The organism is uncultured Roseobacter sp., assembly GCF_947499265.1.
Lineage (GTDB): Bacteria > Pseudomonadota > Alphaproteobacteria > Rhodobacterales > Rhodobacteraceae > Roseobacter.
This window is the reverse complement of the sequence record NZ_CANMNK010000010.1, coordinates 1-22,350: the sequence shown is the minus strand read 5'-3', so window position 1 is coordinate 22,350 and position 22,350 is coordinate 1. Positions and strand designations below refer to the sequence as shown.

At 62.6% G+C, this 22,350-nt stretch carries 22 protein-coding genes; 17 read left to right on the top strand and 5 right to left on the bottom strand.

What is annotated here, in order from left to right; genetic code table 11:
• Position 1: 1 nt before the first annotated feature.
• Genes Q1A63_RS22535 through crtA form a run of 3 tightly spaced genes read right to left on the bottom strand, consistent with a single transcriptional unit; the run spans position 2 to position 3,368 of the window.
• Positions 2-1,654: a magnesium chelatase subunit D gene (locus tag Q1A63_RS22535; RefSeq protein ID WP_298975316.1), complete on the bottom strand. Its 1,653-nt coding sequence runs from the start codon at positions 1,652-1,654 to the stop codon at positions 2-4.
• Positions 1,651-2,655, bottom strand: a complete 1,005-nt coding sequence (bchI, locus tag Q1A63_RS22530) for a magnesium chelatase ATPase subunit I (protein WP_298975315.1) — start codon at positions 2,653-2,655, stop codon at positions 1,651-1,653. Before bchI ends, Q1A63_RS22535 begins: the two co-directional genes overlap by 4 nt.
• The gene (gene crtA, locus Q1A63_RS22525; protein ID WP_298975314.1) at positions 2,652-3,368 is read right to left on the bottom strand and encodes a spheroidene monooxygenase; all 717 of its coding nucleotides are present in this window, start codon (positions 3,366-3,368) and stop codon (positions 2,652-2,654) included. The genes bchI and crtA overlap by 4 nt, the downstream gene beginning before the upstream one ends.
• 106 nt (positions 3,369-3,474) lie before the next feature.
• Between crtA and Q1A63_RS22520 the strand changes: the two genes are divergently transcribed.
• From Q1A63_RS22520 to Q1A63_RS22510, 3 genes are read left to right on the top strand one after another with little or no spacing between them, the layout of a single operon-like run.
• Positions 3,475-5,019 (top strand): phytoene desaturase, encoded by a 1,545-nt coding sequence (locus Q1A63_RS22520; protein ID WP_299632559.1) that lies wholly within the window; start codon positions 3,475-3,477, stop codon positions 5,017-5,019.
• Entirely contained in the window at positions 5,016-6,053 is a 1,038-nt protein-coding gene (gene crtB / locus Q1A63_RS22515) for a 15-cis-phytoene synthase (RefSeq protein WP_298975313.1), read from the top strand. Before Q1A63_RS22520 ends, crtB begins: the two co-directional genes overlap by 4 nt.
• The gene (locus tag Q1A63_RS22510; RefSeq protein WP_298975457.1) at positions 6,053-6,541 is read left to right on the top strand and encodes a TspO/MBR family protein; all 489 of its coding nucleotides are present in this window, start codon (positions 6,053-6,055) and stop codon (positions 6,539-6,541) included. Before crtB ends, Q1A63_RS22510 begins: the two co-directional genes overlap by 1 nt.
• Before the next feature lies 1 nt (position 6,542).
• Here Q1A63_RS22510 and crtC read toward each other — a convergent pair whose 3' ends face one another.
• A complete protein-coding gene (gene crtC / locus Q1A63_RS22505) occupies positions 6,543-7,415 on the bottom strand; it encodes a carotenoid 1,2-hydratase (protein ID WP_298975455.1) in 873 nt (290 codons plus the stop codon).
• Positions 7,412-8,962, bottom strand: a complete 1,551-nt coding sequence (crtD, locus tag Q1A63_RS22500; RefSeq protein ID WP_298975311.1) for a 1-hydroxycarotenoid 3,4-desaturase CrtD — start codon at positions 8,960-8,962, stop codon at positions 7,412-7,414. The genes crtC and crtD overlap by 4 nt, the downstream gene beginning before the upstream one ends.
• A gap of 94 nt (positions 8,963-9,056) precedes the next feature.
• Between crtD and Q1A63_RS22495 the strand changes: the two genes are divergently transcribed.
• The 14 genes from Q1A63_RS22495 to dxs all read left to right on the top strand — a co-directional run.
• Positions 9,057-9,941 (top strand): polyprenyl synthetase family protein, encoded by an 885-nt coding sequence (locus tag Q1A63_RS22495; protein ID WP_298975309.1) that lies wholly within the window; start codon positions 9,057-9,059, stop codon positions 9,939-9,941.
• Entirely contained in the window at positions 9,934-11,055 is a 1,122-nt protein-coding gene (locus tag Q1A63_RS22490; RefSeq protein ID WP_298975308.1) for a methyltransferase, read from the top strand. The genes Q1A63_RS22495 and Q1A63_RS22490 overlap by 8 nt, the downstream gene beginning before the upstream one ends.
• A gap of 133 nt (positions 11,056-11,188) precedes the next feature.
• Complete coding sequence (gene bchC, locus Q1A63_RS22485) at positions 11,189-12,130, top strand: chlorophyll synthesis pathway protein BchC (protein ID WP_298975307.1); 942 nt, start codon at positions 11,189-11,191, stop codon at positions 12,128-12,130.
• Complete coding sequence (locus Q1A63_RS22480) at positions 12,127-13,161, top strand: chlorophyllide a reductase iron protein subunit X (protein ID WP_298975306.1); 1,035 nt, start codon at positions 12,127-12,129, stop codon at positions 13,159-13,161. The genes bchC and Q1A63_RS22480 overlap by 4 nt, the downstream gene beginning before the upstream one ends.
• A gap of 16 nt (positions 13,162-13,177) precedes the next feature.
• The gene (locus Q1A63_RS22475) at positions 13,178-13,309 is read left to right on the top strand and encodes a hypothetical protein (RefSeq protein ID WP_298975305.1); all 132 of its coding nucleotides are present in this window, start codon (positions 13,178-13,180) and stop codon (positions 13,307-13,309) included.
• Positions 13,310-13,381: 72 nt separating this feature from the next.
• Positions 13,382-14,962, top strand: coding sequence for a chlorophyllide a reductase subunit Y (gene bchY, locus Q1A63_RS22470; protein WP_298975304.1), 1,581 nt, complete (start codon positions 13,382-13,384; stop codon positions 14,960-14,962).
• Positions 14,963-15,155: 193 nt separating this feature from the next.
• Complete coding sequence (bchZ, locus tag Q1A63_RS22465; protein ID WP_298975302.1) at positions 15,156-16,631, top strand: chlorophyllide a reductase subunit Z; 1,476 nt, start codon at positions 15,156-15,158, stop codon at positions 16,629-16,631.
• Positions 16,628-16,873, top strand: coding sequence for a cytochrome PufQ (gene pufQ, locus Q1A63_RS22460; RefSeq protein WP_366142092.1), 246 nt, complete (start codon positions 16,628-16,630; stop codon positions 16,871-16,873). The genes bchZ and pufQ overlap by 4 nt, the downstream gene beginning before the upstream one ends.
• A gap of 182 nt (positions 16,874-17,055) precedes the next feature.
• Positions 17,056-17,208, top strand: coding sequence for a light-harvesting antenna LH1, beta subunit (gene pufB, locus Q1A63_RS22455; protein ID WP_195822146.1), 153 nt, complete (start codon positions 17,056-17,058; stop codon positions 17,206-17,208).
• A gap of 12 nt (positions 17,209-17,220) precedes the next feature.
• Complete coding sequence (pufA, locus tag Q1A63_RS22450) at positions 17,221-17,379, top strand: light-harvesting antenna LH1, alpha subunit (RefSeq protein WP_013984575.1); 159 nt, start codon at positions 17,221-17,223, stop codon at positions 17,377-17,379.
• Positions 17,380-17,639: 260 nt separating this feature from the next.
• Positions 17,640-18,488, top strand: a complete 849-nt coding sequence (gene pufL, locus Q1A63_RS22445) for a photosynthetic reaction center subunit L (protein ID WP_298975301.1) — start codon at positions 17,640-17,642, stop codon at positions 18,486-18,488.
• Between the two features lie 2 nt (positions 18,489-18,490).
• Complete coding sequence (gene pufM, locus Q1A63_RS22440; RefSeq protein WP_298975300.1) at positions 18,491-19,483, top strand: photosynthetic reaction center subunit M; 993 nt, start codon at positions 18,491-18,493, stop codon at positions 19,481-19,483.
• A 3-nt stretch (positions 19,484-19,486) separates the two neighbouring features.
• The gene (pufC, locus tag Q1A63_RS22435) at positions 19,487-20,602 is read left to right on the top strand and encodes a photosynthetic reaction center cytochrome PufC (RefSeq protein WP_298975299.1); all 1,116 of its coding nucleotides are present in this window, start codon (positions 19,487-19,489) and stop codon (positions 20,600-20,602) included.
• Between the two features lie 228 nt (positions 20,603-20,830).
• Positions 20,831-22,350 (top strand): 1-deoxy-D-xylulose-5-phosphate synthase (dxs, locus tag Q1A63_RS22430; protein ID WP_299632504.1); only part of this gene is annotated, 1,520 nt, incomplete at its 3' end.

The window sequence follows — 22,350 nt, the reverse complement described above, 5'->3', positions numbered from 1 at the left end:
CTCAGACGCTCAGAGCGGCGCTCACAGCGCCTGTGAGGGCCTGTGCGTCCGCGCGGGGCAACGCCAGGTAAGGCCCGTCAAAATGGCCTGCCAGCGTCTTGAGGCTTGCCTGTGGCCGTGCGGACATGTCGATGACCAGCGTCAGAAACCCTTGTGACCGGATCAGGCGCGCCATTTTATCGGCATCTTCGGCGGCGCGGGTGCGATCTGTGCTGCCGTCGAGCGCCACATTGGCGCGTCCGTCCGTCAACACAACAATCGTTGGCGTCAGGCCTTTGCTCTGGCTTTGCGTGGCCAGCAGGGCTGCTTGCTGCAGCCCGGTCGCAAGGGGCGTGCCGCCGCCGCCGGGCAGGCTGGCCAGACGCCGCTTGGTTTGCACCAGCGAGCGCGTTGGTGGCAGCAGGATTTCGCTCTCGGCGCCCCGGAATGAAATCAGCGCCACGTGATCCCGCGCGGCGTAAGCTTCGGCGAGCAGCAGCTCTACCGCACCCTTCGCCTCGTTCAGGCGCGACACGGCGGCGGAGCCCGAGGCGTCCACAGCAAAAATCAGCAAGCGATCAGACTGCTCCTGATAGCGCTTGAGGCGAATGTCGGCGGGTCGGATCAGCAGGCCGCTGGTGTCGGGCTGTGCCTGCCTGCGGATCGGCTGCCAGGGAGCGGCTGCGCGCAGAGTGGCGACAAGATCAATGCGGCTGCGACCATCGAGACGTCCGGGACGCGAGGGCAGGGGCCGTCCGCGCCGGTTGCCCTTGCGCTTTTGACCGGCCCCGTCACCGCCTGTTCGGCGCGATGTCCCCGCGGGGACAAGGCCTGCCAAGATGTCGGGAGGAAGCAAGGCGCGGACGGCATCGACCAACATATCACCGTCAGGCAATTCCAGCGACTCCTGTGCACCGCTGTCTGTCTCGGTTTCCGGTTCTGGCGGCGGGGGCGTGCTTTCGGTTTCAGCTTCCTGCGGAACCCGCGTCGCCCGGTGGGGGAAAACCAGGCTGGCCGCTGTTTCCAGGTCGTCACGCGCAAGGATCGTGCGGGCGTGAAAGGCTGCATGGGTGCGCGCGACGCGCAACGCGAGGAGCGGTGCGCGTAGGCTGTCGATGCCGAAGTGCGCGGCGAGGATGGTCAAGGCGGTCAAATCATCCGGGTCGCTGGTCACGGTTGCGGGATCAACCGTGGATGTCCCCGCGGGGACAGGCGCCCAATCCGCAGGTATCCGGCCCTCGGGGGCGATGTGAAAGGGAAGGCGTTCGGAAAGGGCAGGGGGCGTGGCCTCGTCCTGCTCAGCGCCCTCATCCAATGCGACGATGCAATGGCCGATGTCGCGGTCCAGCTGATGCGCCAATTTGGCCGCAAGGTCAGAGGGGCATCGTTCTGCCATCGCCAGAACGGCGGAGCAAGAGGTCTCAAATATACCTTTATTTTCAATAACTTGACTTGAGTTCAGCGTCGCGGCAAGGTCCAACCCGCCAAACAATTGCTCATCGGATATGGTCGGGTGGAGGCGTCGCATTCGAAGCGGTTCGAGGGATGAAATCACCGCGTCCCGCTGAGGGCTCGCGCGCATTCGGATAATGCTGCCGCCGAGGTATCCGGGCGCGAAACGCAGCAGGGCGATGCACAGCGCGGCACGATCCCAGCTGTCGGTCTGTGCGCTCACCCCAGCACCTCCGCCACCGTGCGCATCACGCGGGTGCCGGAGCCTGCTTCGTCCAGCGGGTCCCGGCGCAGGCGGTGTGAGAGGGCGGAGGGGGCAACCTCCCGCAGATGATCCCGGCTGAGTTTTCTTTTGCCTTGATAGGCGGCCAGCGCGCGCGCGGTGCGCAACAGGGTCAATTCGCCGCGCAATCCGTCGGAGCCGAGCGCAATGCAGAGCGTGGCGCAGTCTTCCAGAATGGAAGCGGGTGTGCTGATTTTCGGCAGGCGCTTGCGGGCTTTCAGAATGGTCTCCCGCACCTTGGTATCCTCGGCCTCATAATGCGCCATGAAGGCCGCGTGATCGCTCTCGAACGCATCGCGCCGTTTGATCACCTCGACCCGCTCGGCCACGTCATTTGGCGAGCGCACCTCCACGGAAAGCCCGAAACGGTCGAGCAGTTGTGGGCGCAATTCGCCTTCTTCGGGGTTGCCAGAACCGACCAGCACAAAACGCGCCGGGTGCCGGATCGAGAGGCCCTCGCGTTCCACGACATTTTCCCCGGATTGCGCGACGTCCAGCAGCAGATCTACGATGTGATCTTCCAGCAGGTTGACCTCATCGATGTAGAGGTAGCCGCGGTTGGCGCGCGCCAGCAGCCCTGGCTCAAACGCCTTTTCGCCCCGTGTCAGCGCGCGTTCGATGTCCAAAGCGCCCACAACCCGGTCTTCGGTCGCCCCCAGCGGCAGATCGATCACCGGGGTAGGGCGCGAGACCAGTTTTTTCGAGCCTAACTCGGCCCAATCGGGGCATTCTGTGCTTTTGGGGGAGTTCACCGGGCAGGTTTCAACCATGCGAATGGGCGGCAGCAGGGCGGCGAGCGCACGCACGGCGGTGGATTTGCCCGTGCCACGATCGCCAAAGACCAGAACGCCACCGATGCCGGGGTCCACAGCCGTCAGGATCATCGCCTGCTTCATCGCGTGTTGACCGACGATGGCGGAGAAAGGGAAGGGGGTCTTCATGCAGTCAGATCCAATGCGTCGAGGGGGCTCTTTCCGCCCCAGGATCCCGATTCTCCCAGAATGGCGAAACGGGCGTAGAGTTCTTCGGAAAACCAGTTGCCCTCGCGCACTGCCTGAATGGCGGCGGCATGCGGGCCGTTGGTGCGGGCAAATCCGGCCATCGCGGCGGCATTTGGCCAGATCGAAAACGTGATCTGGTGCAGCAGGGGCACCTCGCCGATGCCGATTTTGAACGCCACATTTCGATCCGATCCGATCATGCGGCTGATGTCCGGCACACGTTTCCAGAATTTGACGGTGACGGATGGTTTGACCGTCGCGCGTGTCAGGGCGGCGAGGGGCCCCTGCGGTGACTTGTCGGTGGCATGGAAAGGCATCCGCCCGGACCAGTTGCCGCGTGCGGATGTTGTTTCCAGATAGATCGTCCAATCTTCGACGGCCCGCGCGCGGTAGCGGTTGTATATGCTGGCCTGGGTGGTTTGCTGTCGCGCCGTTGGTTCATCGGGCCAGCTTGCCAGGATCGCATAGACGCCGGTATTGGGCAGGGGGGTGAAGCCCTCGCCCGTGCCGGAGCCGCAAAGCTTCCAGAAGCCGATGCCGGGCACCTTTGGCAGGGCGAAACGCGCCGCGCCCATCATCGCCAAAGCCCACAGCCGCGCCGTGGGCCGGGCAAAGCGAAAAAAGCTCAAAGATACAACGGGTGTCTCGGTCATTGCGCACGGATGTGTTCTGAAGTGTCAACTAAGTCTGACATGCAAATCACCGAATGGAAAGAACACAATTGTCAAGTGAACTGGACACATCTACTGTACGAAAGTGATGACACGTGTGGATCCTATCGAATCTGTCGGCACCGGCGACGGGCCGCGCAACCGGGCGATCGTAATCGGCGCCGGGCTGGGGGGTCTGGCGGCCGCGATGCGGCTGGGCGTGAAGGGCTACCGGGTGACCGTGATCGACAAGCTTGACGTGCCCGGCGGGCGGGGATCAGCCATCTGGCAGGACGGCCACCGTTTCGATCTGGGGCCCACAATTGTGACGGTGCCGCAGCTTTACCGGGAGCTTTGGGCCGCCTGCGGGCGTGATTTTGATGCGGATGTGACGCTGAAAGCGCTTGATCCCTTCTACGAAATCCGATGGCTGGATGGCACGCGGTTCGTGGCCCAGCAGGACACCGAGAAACTGCGCGCGGAGGTGGCCAGGCTGGCGCCGGGCGACGTGGCGGGCTTTGAAAAGTTCCTCGACGACAGTGCCAAACGCTACTGGTTCGGGTTCGAGGATCTGGGGCGGCGGTCAATGCATCAGCTCTGGGAGCTGATCAAGGTGCTGCCGACCTTTGCGATGCTGCGCGCGGACCGGTCGGTCTATGCCCATGCCGCGGCCCGTGTGAAAGACGAAAAACTGCGGATGGCGCTGAGCTTTCACCCGCTGTTCATTGGCGGTGACCCGCTGCACGTGACCTCGATGTATATCCTGGTCGCCTATCTCGAAAAGGAATTCGGCGTGCACTACGCCATGGGCGGTCTGGCCGGCATGGCGCGCGCGATGGCGGATGTGATCGAGGATCAGGGTGGTGCGCTTTTGATGGACACGGAAGTGGATGAAATCGTCGTGCATAAGGGGGCCGTGACCGGTGTAAAACTGGCCTCCGGTCTGGAGATGGGCGCGGATGTGGTCGTGTCCAATGCGGATTCGGGCCATACCTACAACACCCTGCTGCGCAACCACCAGCGGCGACGCTGGACGCCCAAAAGACTGGCACGCACACGGTATTCGATGAGTCTCTTTGTCTGGTATTTCGGCACCAAGGGCACAGCGCACGAGTGGCCGGACGTGGGTCATCACACCATCCTGAACGGGCCGCGCTACACCGGATTGCTCAAGGATATCTTCATCAAGGGCAAGCTGTGTGACGATATGAGCCTCTATGTGCACCGGCCCTCCGTCACGGACCCCTCCGTCGCGCCGGCGGGGGATGACAGTTTCTACGTGCTGAGCCCGGTGCCGCATCTGGGTCACGACAACGGGGTCGATTGGGCGGTGGAAGAGCCGCGCTACAAAGCCAAGATGCTACAGGTGCTGGAGGATCAGCTGCTGCCCGGATTGGGCGAGAAAATCAGCACCGAGGTCGTGTTTACGCCTGAAACCTTCCGCGACCGGTACCTTAGCCCCTATGGGTCTGGATTTTCCATCGAACCGCGCATTCTGCAAAGTGCGTGGTTCCGGCCGCATAATGTCTCCGAAGAGGCGAAGGGCCTTTATCTTGTGGGGGCGGGCACCCATCCCGGGGCGGGCGTGCCGGGGGTGATTTCAACGGCGGAAGTTCTGAGCACGCTGGTGCCGGACGTGGAGGGCGTGAGATGATAGCCGCGGATGATCTGGAGCATTGCCGCGAGGCGATCCGTCATGGCTCCCTGTCCTTTCATGCGGCGTCAAAGCTGCTGCCCGCGCGGGTGCGTGACCCGGCGCTGGCGCTTTATGCATTTTGCCGTCTGGCGGATGACGAAGTGGATCTGAAAGCCGAAAAGGCGGAGGCGGTGCTGCGCCTGCGCGACCGGCTGGATGCGGTCTATGCCGGACGTCCCAATGACGCGGCGCCAGACCGGGCCTTTGCCGCCATTGTCGAGGATTTCGAGATGCCCCGCGCCCTGCCGGATGCTTTGCTGGAGGGGCTCGCCTGGGACGCCGAGGGGCGGCGCTATCAGACGCTTTCAGGCGTGCGGGATTATTCCGCGCGCGTTGCCTCGGCGGTGGGCGCGATGATGTGTGTCCTGATGCGGGTCCGCGATGCGGATGCGCTGGCGCGGGCCTGTGATCTTGGGGTTGCCATGCAGCTGACCAATATTGCGCGGGATGTCGGCGAGGACGCCTTGGAAAAACGCATCTATCTGCCGACGGATTGGCTGGAGGCGGCAGGCATCGATGTCGAGGCGTTTCTGGATAATCCGAAACCGGCCAAGGCCATCCGCATGATGGTCAAACGCCTGGTGATGGAGGCCAATAGGCTTTACATCCGGTCCGAGGCCGGTGTCGGCGCCTTGCCGCGCCGCTGCCGTCCCGGCATCTATGGCGCGCGTTTCATTTATGCAGGGATTGGCGGGCAACTGACGGCGATGGGATACGATTCCATTTCCGCCCGCGCGCGCACCAGCAAGGTGCAAAAGATCGGATGGCTGGGGCAATCGATGCTGCTGAGCGCGGCCAGCATGATCATGCCGCGCTCTGCGGTCCTTTATGCGCAGCCCTTGGCGGAGGTGCGGTTTCTGGTCGATGCCGCCGCTGCCGGCCCTGTGAAATCCTCGCGTAGTGATGCGCTGATTTCGGTTCTAAGCACGTTGGAGCAGCGGCGGCAGGCGCAGCGGGCACACCGCACCGGGCAACGCGTGGAGATGTCATGATGCCTACTTTCTGGCTCTTATTCTGTGTGTTTTTGGCCGCCTGCCTCGCGGCGGGTGTCACGGGCGGCCTTTTCGCGCCGGGGTCCTGGTACCGCGCGCTCAACAAGCCCTGGTTCACGCCGCCGGACTGGGTGTTTCCGGTCACATGGATGGTGCTTTACGTATGCATGTCCATCGCCGGGGCCCGGATTGCCATGCTGGCGGGCAACGGCATCGCCATGGCCTTCTGGGCGTTCCAGATTTCGCTGAACGGCCTGTGGACCCCGGTTTTCTTTGGTCTGAAAAATATCCGGCTCGGCATGGCCGTGGTATCATTCCTCTGGCTCGCCGTACTCAGCGCAATGCTGTCGATGTGGCAGCTGGACTGGCTCGCAGGCCTGCTCTTTGCGCCCTATCTGCTCTGGGTCACGATTGCGGCGGCGCTGAATGCGGGCGTCTGGTGGTTGAACCCCGACGTGGCGCGGCACCCGCCCCCGGCACCGTCCTAGATCAGTCGAATTGCCAGGTCTTGCGCCGCGGCACCCGCACGGCCAACATCGGTTTCAACAGCGGATTGCGGAAGCGGCGCAGGTCCAATGCTTCGTGCACGCCGGTGACCTTTTCACCGTTCAACTGAGTTTCCACCGCGGACCTGGAATAGAATGGCGCGTCCAGCATGTTGAGCTTTTGGCGGGGCCTGAAGCCCGCATCAGCCCGCGTTTCCCGCTTCACCGCCCAGAGGCTGCGGGGCAGCCGTGCCTTTGGGGGCAGGGGGATCGCACGCGCATGTCCCTGCGCGTCAAACTGGAAGGCCGCGGCAAGCTCCGAACCATCCAGCCGCGTGGCGTCGTAGAAACAGGTTGCGCCCGATTTGGTATGAAACCGCCCCCAGGTCCAATAGCTGAAGTCTTCTTCCAGCGCGCGCGTGCCGAAATTGGCGTCAAAATAGCCCGTGCCCTCCCATTGCCATCCCGGCCGGTCGATGGCGACCTCGATCCGGGAGGTCGGCGCGAAGGGGCGCCAGATATGCGCATTGTCTTCGGTCAGGGGCAGTTCGACATTGGTCAGCGCGGAGGGGATGACCCTGATCTGCCCCCGGATGCGGTTGATCAGCGGTGGCCCGGACACCTCGTCGATGTCGACAATCAGATTTGCGCCGTCCCATCGCATCATCGAAGGACCGACCTCAAACCGCGAATTGGTCTGGCGCAGCGCGGAGGCCCCCCGGTCGGTCATGGTGAACCGCCCGCCGGGGCCATAGGTGGCCACGTTGATGCACACATGGTCCTGCGGGTTCTTGCGCCCGGACCAGCGGTACCAGGGGGAGAACACTGAGCCGATGAACCCGATGACGGAAACCGCGCGGGTGCCGCAATCGCTCAGGCCGTCGACATACCACCACGCATAGCCGTTCGGGCCGACGTGGATGTCGAAGTTTGGCCGCTCAAGATCGCCTCTGCCGCGTGCCGGGCGGAGAGGGTCGCCATCGGCACGCCCGCTCCCGGATGCGTTCCGCCGCCCGCCAGCCACAGGCCCTTTATCGGGGTCCGCGCCGTTGGCCGCTTGAGAGAGGCCGTCAGCCCGTGCGGGCTTTGGCCGTAGAGCGCGCCCTGGGTTTCGGGAAACATCGCGGCGAAGTGTTGCGGTGTCGTTATTGTCGAGAGGGTGGGGGTCGGCGACATAGTCACCCGGAAATCCGCCATCCTCTGCATGATCTGATGATGCCATCTGTCCAAATCCATTGGGGGGGTGTGGGTTTCGGTTGGGGGTGCGTTCGAGATGATCTCGAAGCGTTCCAGTTTGGGTGTCGGGGTGCCTTGTCCGCGGTCCTCGGCACAAAGATACAAGGTGGGATCTCGCGGCATGCGACCTGCCACAAGATCGTCGAATTCAGAGCGCTGTGCATCAGCGAAAAACACGTTGTGATGCGCCAGTTCCGGCCCGGATGGGGTCGCTGCGAAGCTATGGACGCGGGCGGAGAACGAGCGGGGCAGCGTCGCCGTTTGCGGTGCCACGATCTTCAGATCGTCGCCCATGCTGCCGGTGGCCAGCGCGCAGGGATCGCCCGCATATAGGATCGTATCCGCCGATATCGTGGTGCCATGGTCCATCTCAACACCAGCCGCCGTACCATTTTTGACGATGATCCTATCGACATGTGTGTTGGTGCGCAGGGAAACGCCCTGATCCATGGCGAGCTGTGTGAGCGCTTCGGTCAGCTTATGCATCCCGCCCTTCACCACCCATACCCCGGCGGCTTCGGCCTGCCAGATCAGCGACAGGAGTGCCGGGCTGAGGTGAGGCGCCCCGCCGACATAGGTGGCATAGCGGCCAAAGAGCTGCGCCAGCCGGGGATCGCTGAACTGCCGTTCCAACATGCGCGACAGGGTTGAGAGGGGGGCCATGGCGGGGATCAGGCCGGGCTGACGCAGCACATGGCCCACCAGCTCCATCATCCGCGGCGTTGCGGCCTGCATCATGGGTGCGTCAAAGGCGCGAAACAACCGATCTGTGCGCGCGTTGAACTGGCGGAATTCATCCGCTGCTTTGTTACCGGCGAAATCGGAAATGGCCGCTACGCTGGCCTCGAGATCTGCATAGAGGTCCAGTTGCCCGCCCTCAGACCAGAAGTGCCGCGCGAGAATGTCCTGCTTGATCAACGTGACATGATCGTCGAGCCGCGCGCCGGCGGCTGCAAAGAGATCATCGAAAACATGCCGCATGGTCAGGACGGTCGGCCCCGCGTCGACTGGTCCTGCTGGGCTGGCGACGGTTCTGATCTTGCCACCGGTGTGGGCGTGGCGTTCCAGCACGGTCACTTTCATACCGCCCCGCGCCAACCGCAGGGCAGCGGCCAGCCCGGCAATGCCTGCGCCAATCACGATGGCGGAGGGTCGCCGAGGTCTATGTGCAGGGTTTGCAATCGCCATATGGGATTGTTGACTCGAAGCGGCAAACTGTCCAGTATGATTTACACTTTGGTGTCGGAAATTAATGACACATTGCTGGTGAAAGGAGCCTCGCATGGGCATGAGCACCCGAATTGAGACAGCAATTTCATCGGCAGTGGCCGTCGGGCAGGGCAGAGGTGCTGTGCCGCCGCGGCTGGCCTCGGCACTGGGTTACGCAACCGCCCCGGGCGGTGCCCGCATTCGCCCCACCATCCTGATGTCGGTCGCCATGGCGTGCCGTGATGACCAGCCGAAGCTGTCGGATGCGGCGGCCTCGGCGCTGGAGATGATCCACTGCGCCAGCCTCGTCCATGACGATCTGCCCTGTTTTGACGACGCCGAGATCAGGCGCGGCAAGCCTTCCGTGCACCGAGCTTACTCTGAGCCATTGGCCGTATTGACGGGGGACAGCCTGATTGTGCTGGCCTTTGAAACCCTGGCGCGGCACTCCGCCATCGCACCCGAGCGGGTGGCGCAGCTGATTATGATTCTGGCGCAACGCACCGGCATGCCCGGTGGGATCTGCGCCGGGCAAGGCTGGGAAAGCGAAACGGAGATCGATCTTTCCGCCTACCATCAGGCCAAGACCGGCGCGCTCTTTATCGCCGCCACGCAGATGGGCGCGGTATCGGCGGGCCAGGAGGCCGAGCCTTGGTTTGAACTGGGCGCGCGCATTGGCGAGGCCTTTCAGGTGGCCGACGATCTGCGCGATGCGCTCTATGACGCCGAAACGCTGGGCAAGCCGGTGGGTCAGGACGATCTGCACGGGCGGCCCAATGCGGTGTCGCTGCTGGGTGTGCAGGGGGCGATTTCCCGGCTCAAGGACATTCTGGGCGGCGCGATTGCCTCGATCCCGTCCTGTCCGGGCGAGGCACAGCTCGCCGCGATGGTGCGCACCTACGCCGAACGTCTGACCCCCGTTGCGCCAAATGTCAGCGCGACCCGCAGCAATGTCTGACGCCACCAGCGAGGTGTCGAAATGGCGCGGTGGCTGGCTGAACCAGTTGGTCGCGCGCCCCGGTTTCCAAAGCTGGGCCAGCAAATTCCCCCTCACACGCGGTCAGGCCCGCAAGGATGGCGCCGCACTTTTTGATGTGGTGCAGGGCTTCGTGCAGAGCCAGGTGCTGATGGCTTTGGTCGAGCTCGACATTTTCCGACGCCTGCGGGCCGGTCCTCAATCGGCGGAAACACTCGAGCGAGCCACGGATGTCCCGGCAGAGCGGATGCAGGTCCTGCTGCAGGCGGCGGCGGCGCTGAAACTCCTCAAGCGGGACCGCTTGGGACGCTTTGGCCTTGCGCGCAAGGGGGCCGCTTTGATGGGTGTGCCGGGGCTGGAGGCGATGATCCGGCATCACCGCGCGTTTTATGCGGATCTGGCTGATCCGGTTGGATTGCTGCGCGGACCGGCGCGGACCGAACTCTCTGAATTCTGGCCCTATGTGTTTGGCGCGCGCGGCGAGATTGATCCGGGTGTGGCGGAAACCTATTCCGACCTGATGGCGCAGAGCCAGCGGTTGGTGGCCGAAGATACGCTGCGCGCAGTCTCGTTCAAGGATGTGCACCAGCTGATGGACATCGGGGGCGGCACCGGCGCGTTTCTGGAGGCGGTGGGCCGGGCGACACCGGGGTTGCGCATGACCCTTTTTGATTTGCCACAAGTTACGCCCTCGGCGCAGGCACGTTTTGCGGCGGCGGGGATGGGTGATCGCGTGACGATCCACCCCGGCTCGTTTCGCGATGATGCACTGCCCGAGGGGGCCGATGCAATTTCCCTGATCCGTGTGCTTTATGATCACGCGGATGAGACCGTGGCGGGTCTGCTGAGCGCGGTCTACGCGGCATTGCCCAAGGGCGGACGCCTGATCATTTCCGAACCCATGGGCGGCGGTGCCAGGCCGGATGCCGCCGGCGATGTCTACTTTGCCTTCTACACGCTGGCGATGCAGACGGGTCGCGCGCGGTCGGCGGATGAGATTGGCAATCTCTGCGCGGCGGCTGGGTTTGAAGGCATCCAAAGCCCGGCCCCCGCGCGCAATTACGTCACGCGGGTTCTGACCGCGCGCAAGCCCTGATCTCCAGACCTCCAAAAAGTGTCTAATCTAGTTGACACAAAAATATGTCAGCTTAAACTGACAGAGAGATAACAGTCTGTGTAATGAGTCTCTGACACTGATCGGGGTCCGCAGCGCAGGTGAGGAGAGAGACTTGGATACCACCGCAGTTCTTCTGAAAGGTCCGCGTGATCTGGACGTAGATTGCCTCACGCTGACAGCGCCGGGGCCGGATGATCTGGTGGTCGACATTCAGCATTCCGGGATTTCCACGGGCACCGAAAAACTCTTCTGGTCCGGTGAAATGCCACCCTTCCCCGGCATGGGATATCCGCTGGTGCCCGGCTATGAAGCCGTGGGCGAAGTGATCGAAGCGGCACCCACATCAGGCTATCGCCCGGGCGATCATGTCTTTGTTCCCGGGGCGAATTGCTATGATGGCGCGTTTGGACTGTTTGGCGGCGCGGCTTCCCGGGTTGTGACAGCCCCGGACCGGGTCACGCGAATCGATGCGGGCCTCGGTGCGCAGGGTGCCTTGCTGGCGCTGGCCGCAACCGCGCGCCACACGATGGCCGGTCTGAACAAATGCATGCCAGACCTCATCGTCGGTCACGGCGTCTTGGGGCGCCTGCTGGCGCGGCTGACAATTGCCGCCGGCGCACCCGCCCCCACGGTCTGGGAAATCGATCCGACCCGCCGGGATGGCGCACAAGGATACACGGTGATGTCCCCCGAGGAGGACGCGCGGCGCGACTACATGTCGATCTATGACGCTTCCGGCAGTGTCGAGGTGTTGAATGATCTGGTCGGACGTATCGGCAAGGGCGGCGAGATCGTGCTGGCCGGTTTCTACACGACCCCGATCAGCTTCGCCTTTCCGCCCGCCTTCATGAAAGAGGCGCGGTTCCGCGTTGCCGCGGAATGGACGCGCGAAGATCTCGCGGCGACCCGCGCTCTGGTGGAGAGTGGCACGCTCAGCCTGGACGGGCTGATCACCCATACCTCTCCTGCCTCGGAGGCCCCGGCGGCCTACGCGCAGGCCTTCTCTGATCCGGCCTGCCTGAAAATGATTCTGAACTGGAAGGACGCGGCGTGAAAGATGGTATTGACGAAAAGCGCCCGGCGTCGGGCGATGTGCCAAATCTGAAGGAGTTCGACAAACGCCTGCGCGACGAGGCATCGGCGGAGCCGACGCTGGAAGTGCCGCAGGGCGAGCCCACGTCCAAGACCCAGATCATCGCGATCTACGGCAAGGGCGGGATCGGCAAATCTTTCACGCTGGCCAACCTCAGCCACATGATGGCGGAGCAGGGCAAACGCGTGCTGCTGATCGGCTGCGACCCGAAGTCCGATACCACCTCGCTGCTCTTTGGCGGCAAGGCCTGCCCGACGATCATCGAAACCTCGACCCGCAAGAAACTTGCAGGCGAAGAGGTGAAGATCGGCGATGTCTGTTTCAAACGCGGTGGAGTCTTTGCAATGGAGCTTGGCGGGCCGGAGGTCGGACGTGGCTGTGGCGGACGTGGCATCATCCACGGGTTTGAGCTGCTGGAGAAGCTGGGCTTTCATGATTGGGACTTCGACTATGTGCTGCTCGATTTCCTGGGCGACGTGGTCTGCGGCGGGTTTGGCCTGCCGATTGCCCGCGACATGGCGCAGAAGGTGATCCTTGTGGCGAGCAACGATTTGCAGTCGCTCTATGTGGCCAACAACGTCTGCTCGGCGGTGGAATACTTCCGCAAGCTCGGCGGCAATGTGGGCGTGGCCGGTCTGGTCATCAACAAGGACGACGGCACCGGCGAGGCGGCAGCCTTTGCCAAGGCGGTCGATATCCCGATCCTTGCGGCGATCCCGCAGGATGATGACCTGCGCAAGAAATCCGCAAACTATCAGATTGTCGGCACCGACAAATCCCAATGGGGATCGCTCTTTGCCGAGCTGGGAGAGAACGTCGCGGAAGCGCCGCCGATGCGGCCCACGCCGCTGGATCAGGATGGTCTGCTGGGTCTGTTCGATGCCTCCGAGACGGGGGGCGACATCGTGCTGGAACCGGCGACCGACATGGACATGCGCGGCAAGAATGCAGCGCCCAAGCCGTCACTGGAGGTTGTCTACGATGAAGCATGAGCATCAGGACCATTTCTTGAAAAGCGAGATCGATCAGAAATTGCGCACGGCGCGGGCCGATCAGATCAAGCGGCTGCTGAAAGATATCGGTTTCCTGCCGCGGACGGCGGAGCCCAGCACGGTGGGGAATCCGAATGAAGAGCATTGATCCGTTTGCCATCTCGCAACCTGCGATCAAGCGCGGCCATTTCAGTGGCGCGCTTTTCTGGAGCATGACGGCGTGAACAAGGAAGTCACATATGACGATGCCGCCGAGGTGGAGGTGATCAAGGGTCACCCCCATGGCGACGTGTCACGTGTGGCAGGCGAGGTACCCGATATCGCGCAGGACGGCATGGGATGTCATTCCGGCGGCGATATGGCGGAGGCGGCTCGCATTGCGGGCGGGTCTGACCTGCTCGACAAGTTCAAGGCCGACTATCCGATGGGTCCGCATGACAAACCCCAATCGATGTGCCCGGCCTTTGGCTCCCTGCGGGTGGGCCTGCGGATGAAGCGGGTGGCGACGATGTTGTCGGGCTCGGCCTGCTGCGTCTATGGGCTGACCTTCGTGTCGCATTTCTATGGTGCGCGCCGGTCGGTGGGCTATGTGCCGTTCAATTCCGAGACGCTGGTCACCGGCAAGCTCTTTGAGGATATTCGCGAAAGCGTGCATGAGTTGGCGGATCCGGATCGCTATGATGCGATTGTGGTCACCAACCTCTGTGTGCCGACCGCCTCCGGCGTGCCGCTGCGGTTGCTGCCGGAAGAGATCAACGGCGTGCGCATTGTCGGCATCGACGTGCCGGGGTTCGGTGTGCCGACCCATGCCGAGGCCAAGGACGTATTGGCCGGGGCGATGCTGGAATACGCCCGCAAGGAGATCGAGGCCGGGCCTGTGGCGCGGCCGCAGGGGGGCAAGCATGATCGCCCGACGGTTGCCATGCTGGGCGAGATGTTCCCGGCGGATCCGATGATGATTGGCCAGATGCTGGCCCCCATGGGGTTGGCTGCTGGACCGGTTGTGCCGTGTCGTGAGTGGCGCGAGCTTTACGCGGCGCTCGATTGTGGCGTCGTGGCGGCGATCCATCCTTTCTACACCGATGCCGTGCGCCAGTTTCAGGCGGCGGGCCGGACGGTCGTTGGCTCCGCCCCTGTGGGGCATGACGGAACGGCGGACTGGTTGGCGGGGATCGGCGCGGCCTACGGTGTTTCATCTGAGAAGATTGCAGCGGCGCAAAACGCGGTCCTGCCAGCCATCAAGGGCGCGCTTGCGGGCAAGCCCATCGCGGGCACGATCACGCTCTCGGGCTATGAGGGCTCCGAGTTGCTGGTGGCGCGTCTGCTGATCGAAAGCGGTGCAACGGTGCCCTATGTGGGGACAGCCTGTGCGAAGTCGCCCTGGTCCGAAGCGGATGCAGAATGGCTGGCGGCAAAAGGCACCAAGGTGCAGTTCAGAGCCTCATTGGAAGATGATTGTGCGGCGATGGAAGCGGTGCAGCCGGATCTGGCCATTGGCACAACCCCGGTGGTACAGAAGGCTAAGGAGCTGGGCATTCCCGGCCTCTATTTCACCAACCTGATTTCAGCGCGGCCCCTGATGGGTGTTGCCGGTGCGGGATCGCTGGCCGAGGTGATCAATGCCGCCATCGGCAACAAGGATCGCATGGCGCATATGAAAGCCTTCTTCGAAGATGTGGGTGAAGGCGACACCGCGGGTGTTTGGGAAGGCAGTCCAAATCTGCGCCCCGACTTCCGCGCGCAACATCAGAAGAAACTCGAAAAGCAAGCAAGGGCGGCGAAAGCCGCGCAGATGGTATAGTGCGCATTTATTTTCATAAGTGCGCACAGCGCGCGGCAGCGGTTGGCACAGCCAACTGCGTTCGCGCTCGGTTGCTGTCTGCGGCATGGGGCTCTGCCCCGTTCGGGCCTGAAACGCTCCGCCGGAGCGTTTCCGAGACGGCCCTCACCCCCCGGGATATTTGTGGCCAGAAGAAGCAGCGGGGGTTCTGCTGATGCTAGTCACCGATCATGATCGCGCGGGCGGCTATTGGGGGGCGGTCTATGCCTTCTGCGCGGTGAAGGGTTTGCAGGTGGTGATCGACGGGCCGGTGGGCTGCGAGAACCTGCCAGTAACGTCTGTGCTGCATTACACCGACGCGCTGCCGCCGCATGAGCTACCGATTGTGGTGACCGGCCTTGGCGAAGGCGAGATGGGCGCGGGCACCGAAGAGTCGATGAAGCGGGCGTGGGATACGCTCGACCCGGCGCTGCCCGCGGTGGTTGTGACGGGATCCATTGCCGAGATGATCGGCGGGGGCGTCACGCCGCAGGGCACGAATATTCAGCGGTTCCTGCCACGGACGATTGATGAGGATCAGTGGGAGGCCGCCGACCGGGCGATGACCTGGATCTTTACCGAGTTTGGCATGACCAAAGGGCGGATGCCGCCCGAGAAGAAACGCGAGGAAGGTGCGCGTCCTCGCGTCAATATCCTCGGTCCGATGTATGGCACTTTCAACATGCCATCCGATCTGGCCGAGATCCGCAGGCTGGTCGAAGGGATCGGCTGCGAGGTCAACATGGTGCTGCCCCTGGGTGCCCATGTGGCCGAAATGCGTAATCTGGTAAATGCGGATGTGAACATCTGCATGTACCGCGAGTTCGGGCGCGGGTTGAGCGAGCTTCTTGCCAAGCCGTATCTACAAGCCCCGATAGGGATCGAGAGCACGACCAAATTCCTGCGCGCACTGGGGAATTTGGTGGGCCTCGATCCCGAACCTTTTATCCGCCGTGAGAAACACTCGACCATCAAGCCGGTCTGGGATCTCTGGCGCTCCGTCACGCAGGATTTCTTTGCTACCGCCAGCTTTGCGATTGTGGCGAATGAAACCTATTCCCGCGGCATCCGCCTTTTCCTGGAAGACGATCTGGGCCTGCCCTGCGCCTTTGCGGTGGCGCGGGTGGCGGGCAAGAAGACCAACAACGAAGAAGTGCGCGCCCTGATGGGGCAGAAGCGGCCCCTGATCGTGATGGGCTCGATCAACGAGAAAATGTATCTCGCGGAACTTAAGGGTGGGCATGGGCCGTCGCCTGCGTTCATCCCGGCGAGCTTCCCGGGTGCAGCGATCCGCAGGCACACCGGCACGCCGTTCATGGGCTATGCGGGGGCGACCTATCTGGTGCAGGAGATTTGCAACGGGCTCTTTGACGCGCTCTTCCACATCTTGCCGCTGGGCACGGAGATGGATGCGACCGATGCGACCCTGACGCCGCTGCGCCGGGATTTCCCATGGGATGCAGATGCGCAGGCGATGCTCGACCGGATTGTCGAGACACATCCGATACTGACACGAATTTCAGCCGCGAAAACATTGCGTGACGCGGCAGAGAAAGCAGCTTTGGCTGCGGGCGACGAGAGGGTGGTGCTGGATACCATCCGCGCGCTGGACCCGGCAATTGCCGGCATGAACCAGGAGGATCAGACATGAGCGACATGACATCTGACATGATTGAAACAGCGGTGGAGACACCACACGAGGGCCCGAGCCGGAAGGCCGTGAAGACCGAGTTCATGGTCTATTTCGCGATCATCTTTCTGGCGACTTTGCCGCTGGCGACCCTGACCTGGGCGCTGTCGGCGATCCGGACCCGCAGCTTTACCGAGAAAGGCCCCATGGCCCGCGCCTGGACCCAGGCCCGCATCATCACCCCGATGATCTTCTCGGCATGAACCCTATCGCACATGAGGCGGCAAGGCCGAGTGTGCGACCCGACCTCTCGACTGTTGTGCGCCTGTCGAGGTGAAAGACTGACCGCCCCTCAAAAAGGCGGACAGACCCCCGAGGGGGGCAACCCCCAAAGGACCCGGCCGCGGGGTGCGCGGCGTCAGCATAACGTTCCGGAGGAATATTTATGGCTGATAACACCGACCTGTCCTTCACAGGTCTTACAGACGAACAGGCGCAAGAACTGCATTCTGTCTACATGAGCGGCCTCTGGCTGTTTTCGGCAGTTGCTGTGGTCGCACATTTGGCGACTTACATCTGGCGTCCCTGGTTCGGTTAGGGAGAGATAGAGATGGCAAAGTTCTACAAGATCTGGCTGATCTTCGACCCACGTCGCGTTTTTGTGGCGCAGGGCGTTTTCCTCTTCCTGCTGGCTGCAATGATCCACCTGGTGGTTCTGAGCAGCGGGCTGAACTGGTTCGAAGCGGCAGCTGCCGCTGGCGGTCAATAACCCAAAAGGCGTGCGGCAAGGCGCGTCTTTGGCAGACCGACGAAGAAAAGGCTGCGGGCGGAAAGATGTGCGTGCCTGCCCGCGGCGAACCCAGAACAAAGGATAGCGTTTTCGGAAAGATCTGCAGCACTTAACGTCGCCTGAAATCAAAGATTTCAACACGTTAAGCGACAATGGATTTATCAGATATTCCGAGAAACGCTTAAATCTGACGGCCGCCGCCCGATGACGGGTGCGCCGCACATACGCGGAGAATGAAGATGGCATTGCTCAGCTTCGAAAGAAAATATCGCGTCCGCGGAGGGACGCTGGTTGGGGGCGATCTGTTCGACTTCTGGGTGGGGCCTTTTTACGTCGGCTTCTTCGGTGTCACGACAGCGTTCTTCGCCCTGTTAGGGACAATTCTGATATTCTGGGGCGCCAGCCAGCAGGGAACCTTCAATCCCTGGCTGATCAACATCGCCCCGCCGGACCTGAGCTATGGGCTTGGCCTCGCACCGCTGCTGGAGGGTGGCCTGTGGCAGATCATCACGATCTGCGCGACGGGCGCGTTCATCTCCTGGGCGCTGCGCGAGGTTGAGATCTGCCGCAAGCTGGGCATGGGCTATCACGTGCCCGTCGGTTTTGCCTTTGCGATTCTGGCTTACGTGACGCTGGTCATTTTCCGCCCGCTGCTGATGGGGGCCTGGGGGCATGGGTTCCCGTATGGGATCTTCAGCCACCTCGATTGGGTCAGCAACACCGGCTACGCCTATCTGCACTTCCACTACAACCCGGCCCATATGCTGGCGGTGACGCTCTTTTTCACCACCACGCTGGCGCTGGCGTTGCACGGCGGGCTGATCCTGTCGGCGGCCAATCCCGAGAAAGGCGAAGAGGCCAAGACGCCGGACGACGAAGACACATTCTTTCGCGATTTCATCGGCTATTCCATCGGGACGCTGGGCATTCACCGTCTGGGGTATCTGTTGGCGATCAACGCGGTCTTCTTCTCTGCCGTCTGCATCATCATCTCCGGTCCGGTCTGGACGGCGGGCTGGCCCGAATGGTGGAACTGGTGGCTTGACCTGCCGATCTGGGGTGAACCCATCGCCGTGGGAGGGATGTGATCATGTGGACACCTGAGTATCAGAACATCTTCACCCAAGTGCAGGTCCAGGGCACGCCTGAATGGGGCATGGACAACGAAAACAACATGATCGACGAGCGTGTCGGCAAGCCCTTCTTCAACACGCTTGCCGGTCTGGTGGGCAATGGTCAGATCGGCCCCTACTACTGGGGCTGGACCAGCATGGTCGCCTTTGCCACCGGGATCGCGTGGTTCGTGATCGTGGGTTTCAACATGCTGGCGCAGGTCGGCTGGTCGATCCCGCAGTTCATCCGGCAACTCTTCTGGTTGGCGCTGGAGCCGCCCTCGCCGGAATACGGGCTGACCATGCCGCCGCTGAACGACGGCGGCTGGTACATCATCGCCAGTTTCTTTCTGCTGGTGTCGGTGCTGACATGGCTCCTGCGCGCCTACCTGCTGGCGCAGCAGCACAAGATGGGCAAGCATATCTTCTGGGGCTTTGCTGCCGCCGTCTGGTTGTTCCTGGTGCTGGGTCTTTTCCGCCCGATCCTGATGGGATCGTGGTCAGAAGCGGTGCCCTATGGCATCTTCCCGCACCTTGACTGGACCACGGCGTTTTCGATCCGCTACGGCAATCTCTACTACAACCCCTTCCACTGTCTCTCGATCGTGTTCCTTTATGGTTCTGTGCTGCTCTTCTGTATGCATGGCGGCACCATCCTGGCGGTCACCCGTTACGGCGGCGACCGCGAGCTGGAACAGATCTATGACCGCGGCACCGCCACGGAACGCGCCGCGCTCTTCTGGCGCTGGACCATGGGCTTTAACGCCACGATGGAGGGCATCCACCGATGGGCCTGGTGGTTCGCGGTGCTGACCCCGATCACGGGCGGCATCGGAATTCTGCTGACCGGCACCGTGGTCGACAACTGGTTCATCTGGGCACAGGAGCACAACTTCGCGCCGATGTATGATGGATCATATGGCTACGCGGATTACGGTTCCTACGAAGCCTTTATTGGGAAGGAGGAGTAACCCATGTTTCCCAAGTGGTTTGACAAATGGAATGCGGATAACCCGACCAATATCTTTGGCCCGGCGATCCTGGTTGGCGCCATCGGCGGGGCGGTCTTTGCCGCTGCGCTGATCGTGACCGCGGGCAACCCGGCGCAAACGACCTCGCTGCAGACCGGGCCGCGGGGCACCGGCATGTCGGTGCCCGAGTTCGACGTTGTGCGCACGGTGCCCGACCCAACAATTGAGGATTACTACACCGAGGAGCCCTATGTGCCCGAAGGGGGCGAGGATCTGGCCAAGGACATCTACGAAAATGTCCAGGTGCTGGGCGATCTGACCGAAGACAACTTCAACCGGGTGATGAACGCCATGACCCAATGGGTTTCGCCCGAGGAAGGTTGCGTTTACTGCCACGGCGAGGGTGACCTTGAGACCTACGGTGAAGACACGCTTTATACCAAAGTGGTCGCGCGCCGGATGATCCAGATGACCCAGAACATCAACGAAAACTGGGACGGCCATGTGAACGCTGAAAAGCAGGTCGGCGTGAATTGCTATACCTGCCACCGCGGCGAACATGTGCCTTCCGAGGTCTGGTTCAAGATCAGCCCGGTAAACCAGGCATCAGCGGGTTGGTCATCCAATCAGAACCGCGTCACCTCGCTGAGCCAATCCACTTCCCTGCCATCGGACGCGCTTGAAAAATACCTGCTGGACGGCGAAACAATCGCTGTGCACTCGCTGGAAAGCCGCGAGGCGGGGGTGCCGGGCGGCGAGGATTACGCCTCCATCCAGGATACCGAGCGCACCTATTCGCTGATGAACTACTTCGCCAACAGCCTCGGGGTGAACTGTGTCTTCTGTCACAACAGCCGCGCCTTTTATGACGGCACGGAGAACACACCGCAGTGGGGCACCGCCTCGCTGGGCATCCTGATGGTACAAGAGCTGAACACCGACTATCTGGTGCCGCTCAAAGATACCTATCCTGCTGAACGTCTCGGCCCGATCTATGCCGATGCGCCGAAAGCAGCATGCAAGACCTGTCACAAAGGATACCAGCAGCCGATGCAGGGTCTGAATGTGATCGCAGACTGGCCTGAGCTCGCGACGACTGAGGCGCCGGTCTATGAATGAGCCTTTGGGCAGCGTGATGCGTTGCCCTAAGGCACAGCCGTGCACGGATCATTGGCTTCCTTGATCCGGGCAGCGGGGTCTTAGGCACCCCGGTTCCCTTCCTGTTGGCTACAGGAACCTGGCGTCGCAACCGGTTCAGGCCGGATGCGACGCCTTTCTTTTTCCGGGGGGTGATCCCGAGGTTTTGGCAAGAGCTTCGCACCCTTCGACAAATCGGAGATGTGCGCCATGACCAAACCAGTGACCCCGACCCTTGACCGCGTGGCAGGACCTGCGGACCTGCGAGAGATGTCCGACCGGGAGCTTTGCTCCGTTGCCGATGAGCTGCGCGCGGAAGTGATCGAAGCCGTCAGCCAGACCGGGGGGCATCTGGGATCCTCGCTTGGGGTGGTGGAGCTGTCGGTTGCCATTCACGCGGTTTTTGACACGCCCCGAGACAAGCTGATCTGGGATGTGGGGCACCAGTGTTACCCGCACAAGATCCTGACCGGCCGTCGTAACCGGATGCACACTCTGCGACAGGGTGGGGGCCTCAGCGGCTTTACCAAACGCAGCGAATCCGAATTCGATCCTTTTGGCGCGGCACATTCCAGCACCTCCATCTCCGCCGCCCTGGGGTTCACCGTCGGGCGCGATATGGGGCGGCCCACGGGCGATGCTGTCGCGGTGATCGGCGACGGATCGATCAGCGCGGGCATGGCCTATGAGGCGATGAACAACGCCGGCGCCGAAGGGCGGCGTCTCTTTGTCATTCTCAATGATAACGAGATGTCGATTGCCCCTCCGGTAGGCGCGATGTCGTCCTATCTCTCCGGCTTGGCCGATCTATCGCGCATCGGGCCGTTTGGCGGTCTGGCAGCAGTTGCCGAGGGCATGGAACAGCTGGCCCCAAAACCGGTGCGCGAAGGGGCGCGCCGGGCGCGTGAGATGGTCACCGGGCTGGAAAGCAAGGGCACCTTCTTCGAAGAGCTTGGGTTTGACTACATCGGCCCCATCGACGGTCACGACATGGGCCAATTGCTCAGCGTCTTGCGCAGCGCGCGGACACGGGCCACCGGCCCGGTGCTGATCCATTGCTGTACGGTCAAGGGCAAGGGCTATGCGCCCGCCGAAGGCTCCGCCGACAAGTACCACGGGGTCAGCAAGTTTGACGTCGGCACCGGGGTGCAGGCCAAGGCCAAGGCGAATGCCCCCTCCTACACGGGCGTTTTTGGCGATGCGCTGACGGCGCTGGCTGCCGAAGACCCCAATATCGTTGCGGTCACTGCCGCGATGCCCAGCGGGACGGGCGTGGACCGCATGGCCAAACGGTTCCCGTCTCGCGTCTTCGATGTGGGCATTGCCGAACAGCACGGCGTGACCTTTGCCGCCGGGATGGCGGCCAGCGGGCTCAAACCCTTCTGCGCGATCTATTCGACCTTCCTGCAGCGCGGCTACGATCAGGTGGTGCATGATGTGGCGCTGCAAGGGCTGCCCGTACGCTTTGCCATCGACCGGGCCGGTCTGGTGGGGGCCGATGGGGCCACCCATGCCGGGGCCTTCGACATTGGCTATCTGAGCGCCCTACCGGGCATGGTGGTGATGGCCGCAGCGGATGAGGCGGAACTAGTGCATATGGTCGCTACGGCAGCGGCGCATGACACCGGTCCGATTGCCTTCCGCTACCCGCGCGGCAATGGCACAGGCGTGGCCTTGCCCGAGCGCGGCGAGGTGTTGGAGATCGGCAAGGGCCGGATCATTCGCGAAGG

What these genes read in the sequence shown, in the direction of transcription:
- Q1A63_RS22520 (WP_299632559.1), top strand. Translation starts at nt 3,475, where the DNA reads ATGACACGTGTGGATCCTATCGAATCTGTCGGCACCGGCGACGGGCCG.
- bchZ (WP_298975302.1), top strand. Translation starts at nt 15,156, where the DNA reads ATGCTAGTCACCGATCATGATCGCGCGGGCGGCTATTGGGGGGCGGTC.
- pufC (WP_298975299.1), top strand. Translation starts at nt 19,487, where the DNA reads ATGTTTCCCAAGTGGTTTGACAAATGGAATGCGGATAACCCGACCAAT.
- pufA (WP_013984575.1), top strand. Translation starts at nt 17,221, where the DNA reads ATGGCAAAGTTCTACAAGATCTGGCTGATCTTCGACCCACGTCGCGTT.
- pufQ (WP_366142092.1), top strand. Translation starts at nt 16,628, where the DNA reads ATGAGCGACATGACATCTGACATGATTGAAACAGCGGTGGAGACACCA.
- crtA (WP_298975314.1), bottom strand. Translation starts at nt 3,368, where the DNA reads ATGACCGAGACACCCGTTGTATCTTTGAGCTTTTTTCGCTTTGCCCGG.
- Q1A63_RS22495 (WP_298975309.1), top strand. Translation starts at nt 9,057, where the DNA reads ATGGGCATGAGCACCCGAATTGAGACAGCAATTTCATCGGCAGTGGCC.
- pufM (WP_298975300.1), top strand. Translation starts at nt 18,491, where the DNA reads ATGTGGACACCTGAGTATCAGAACATCTTCACCCAAGTGCAGGTCCAG.
- pufB (WP_195822146.1), top strand. Translation starts at nt 17,056, where the DNA reads ATGGCTGATAACACCGACCTGTCCTTCACAGGTCTTACAGACGAACAG.
- crtB (WP_298975313.1), top strand. Translation starts at nt 5,016, where the DNA reads ATGATAGCCGCGGATGATCTGGAGCATTGCCGCGAGGCGATCCGTCAT.
- Q1A63_RS22510 (WP_298975457.1), top strand. Translation starts at nt 6,053, where the DNA reads ATGCCTACTTTCTGGCTCTTATTCTGTGTGTTTTTGGCCGCCTGCCTC.
- crtD (WP_298975311.1), bottom strand. Translation starts at nt 8,962, where the DNA reads ATGGCGATTGCAAACCCTGCACATAGACCTCGGCGACCCTCCGCCATC.
- pufL (WP_298975301.1), top strand. Translation starts at nt 17,640, where the DNA reads ATGGCATTGCTCAGCTTCGAAAGAAAATATCGCGTCCGCGGAGGGACG.
- Q1A63_RS22490 (WP_298975308.1), top strand. Translation starts at nt 9,934, where the DNA reads ATGTCTGACGCCACCAGCGAGGTGTCGAAATGGCGCGGTGGCTGGCTG.
- bchI (WP_298975315.1), bottom strand. Translation starts at nt 2,655, where the DNA reads ATGAAGACCCCCTTCCCTTTCTCCGCCATCGTCGGTCAACACGCGATG.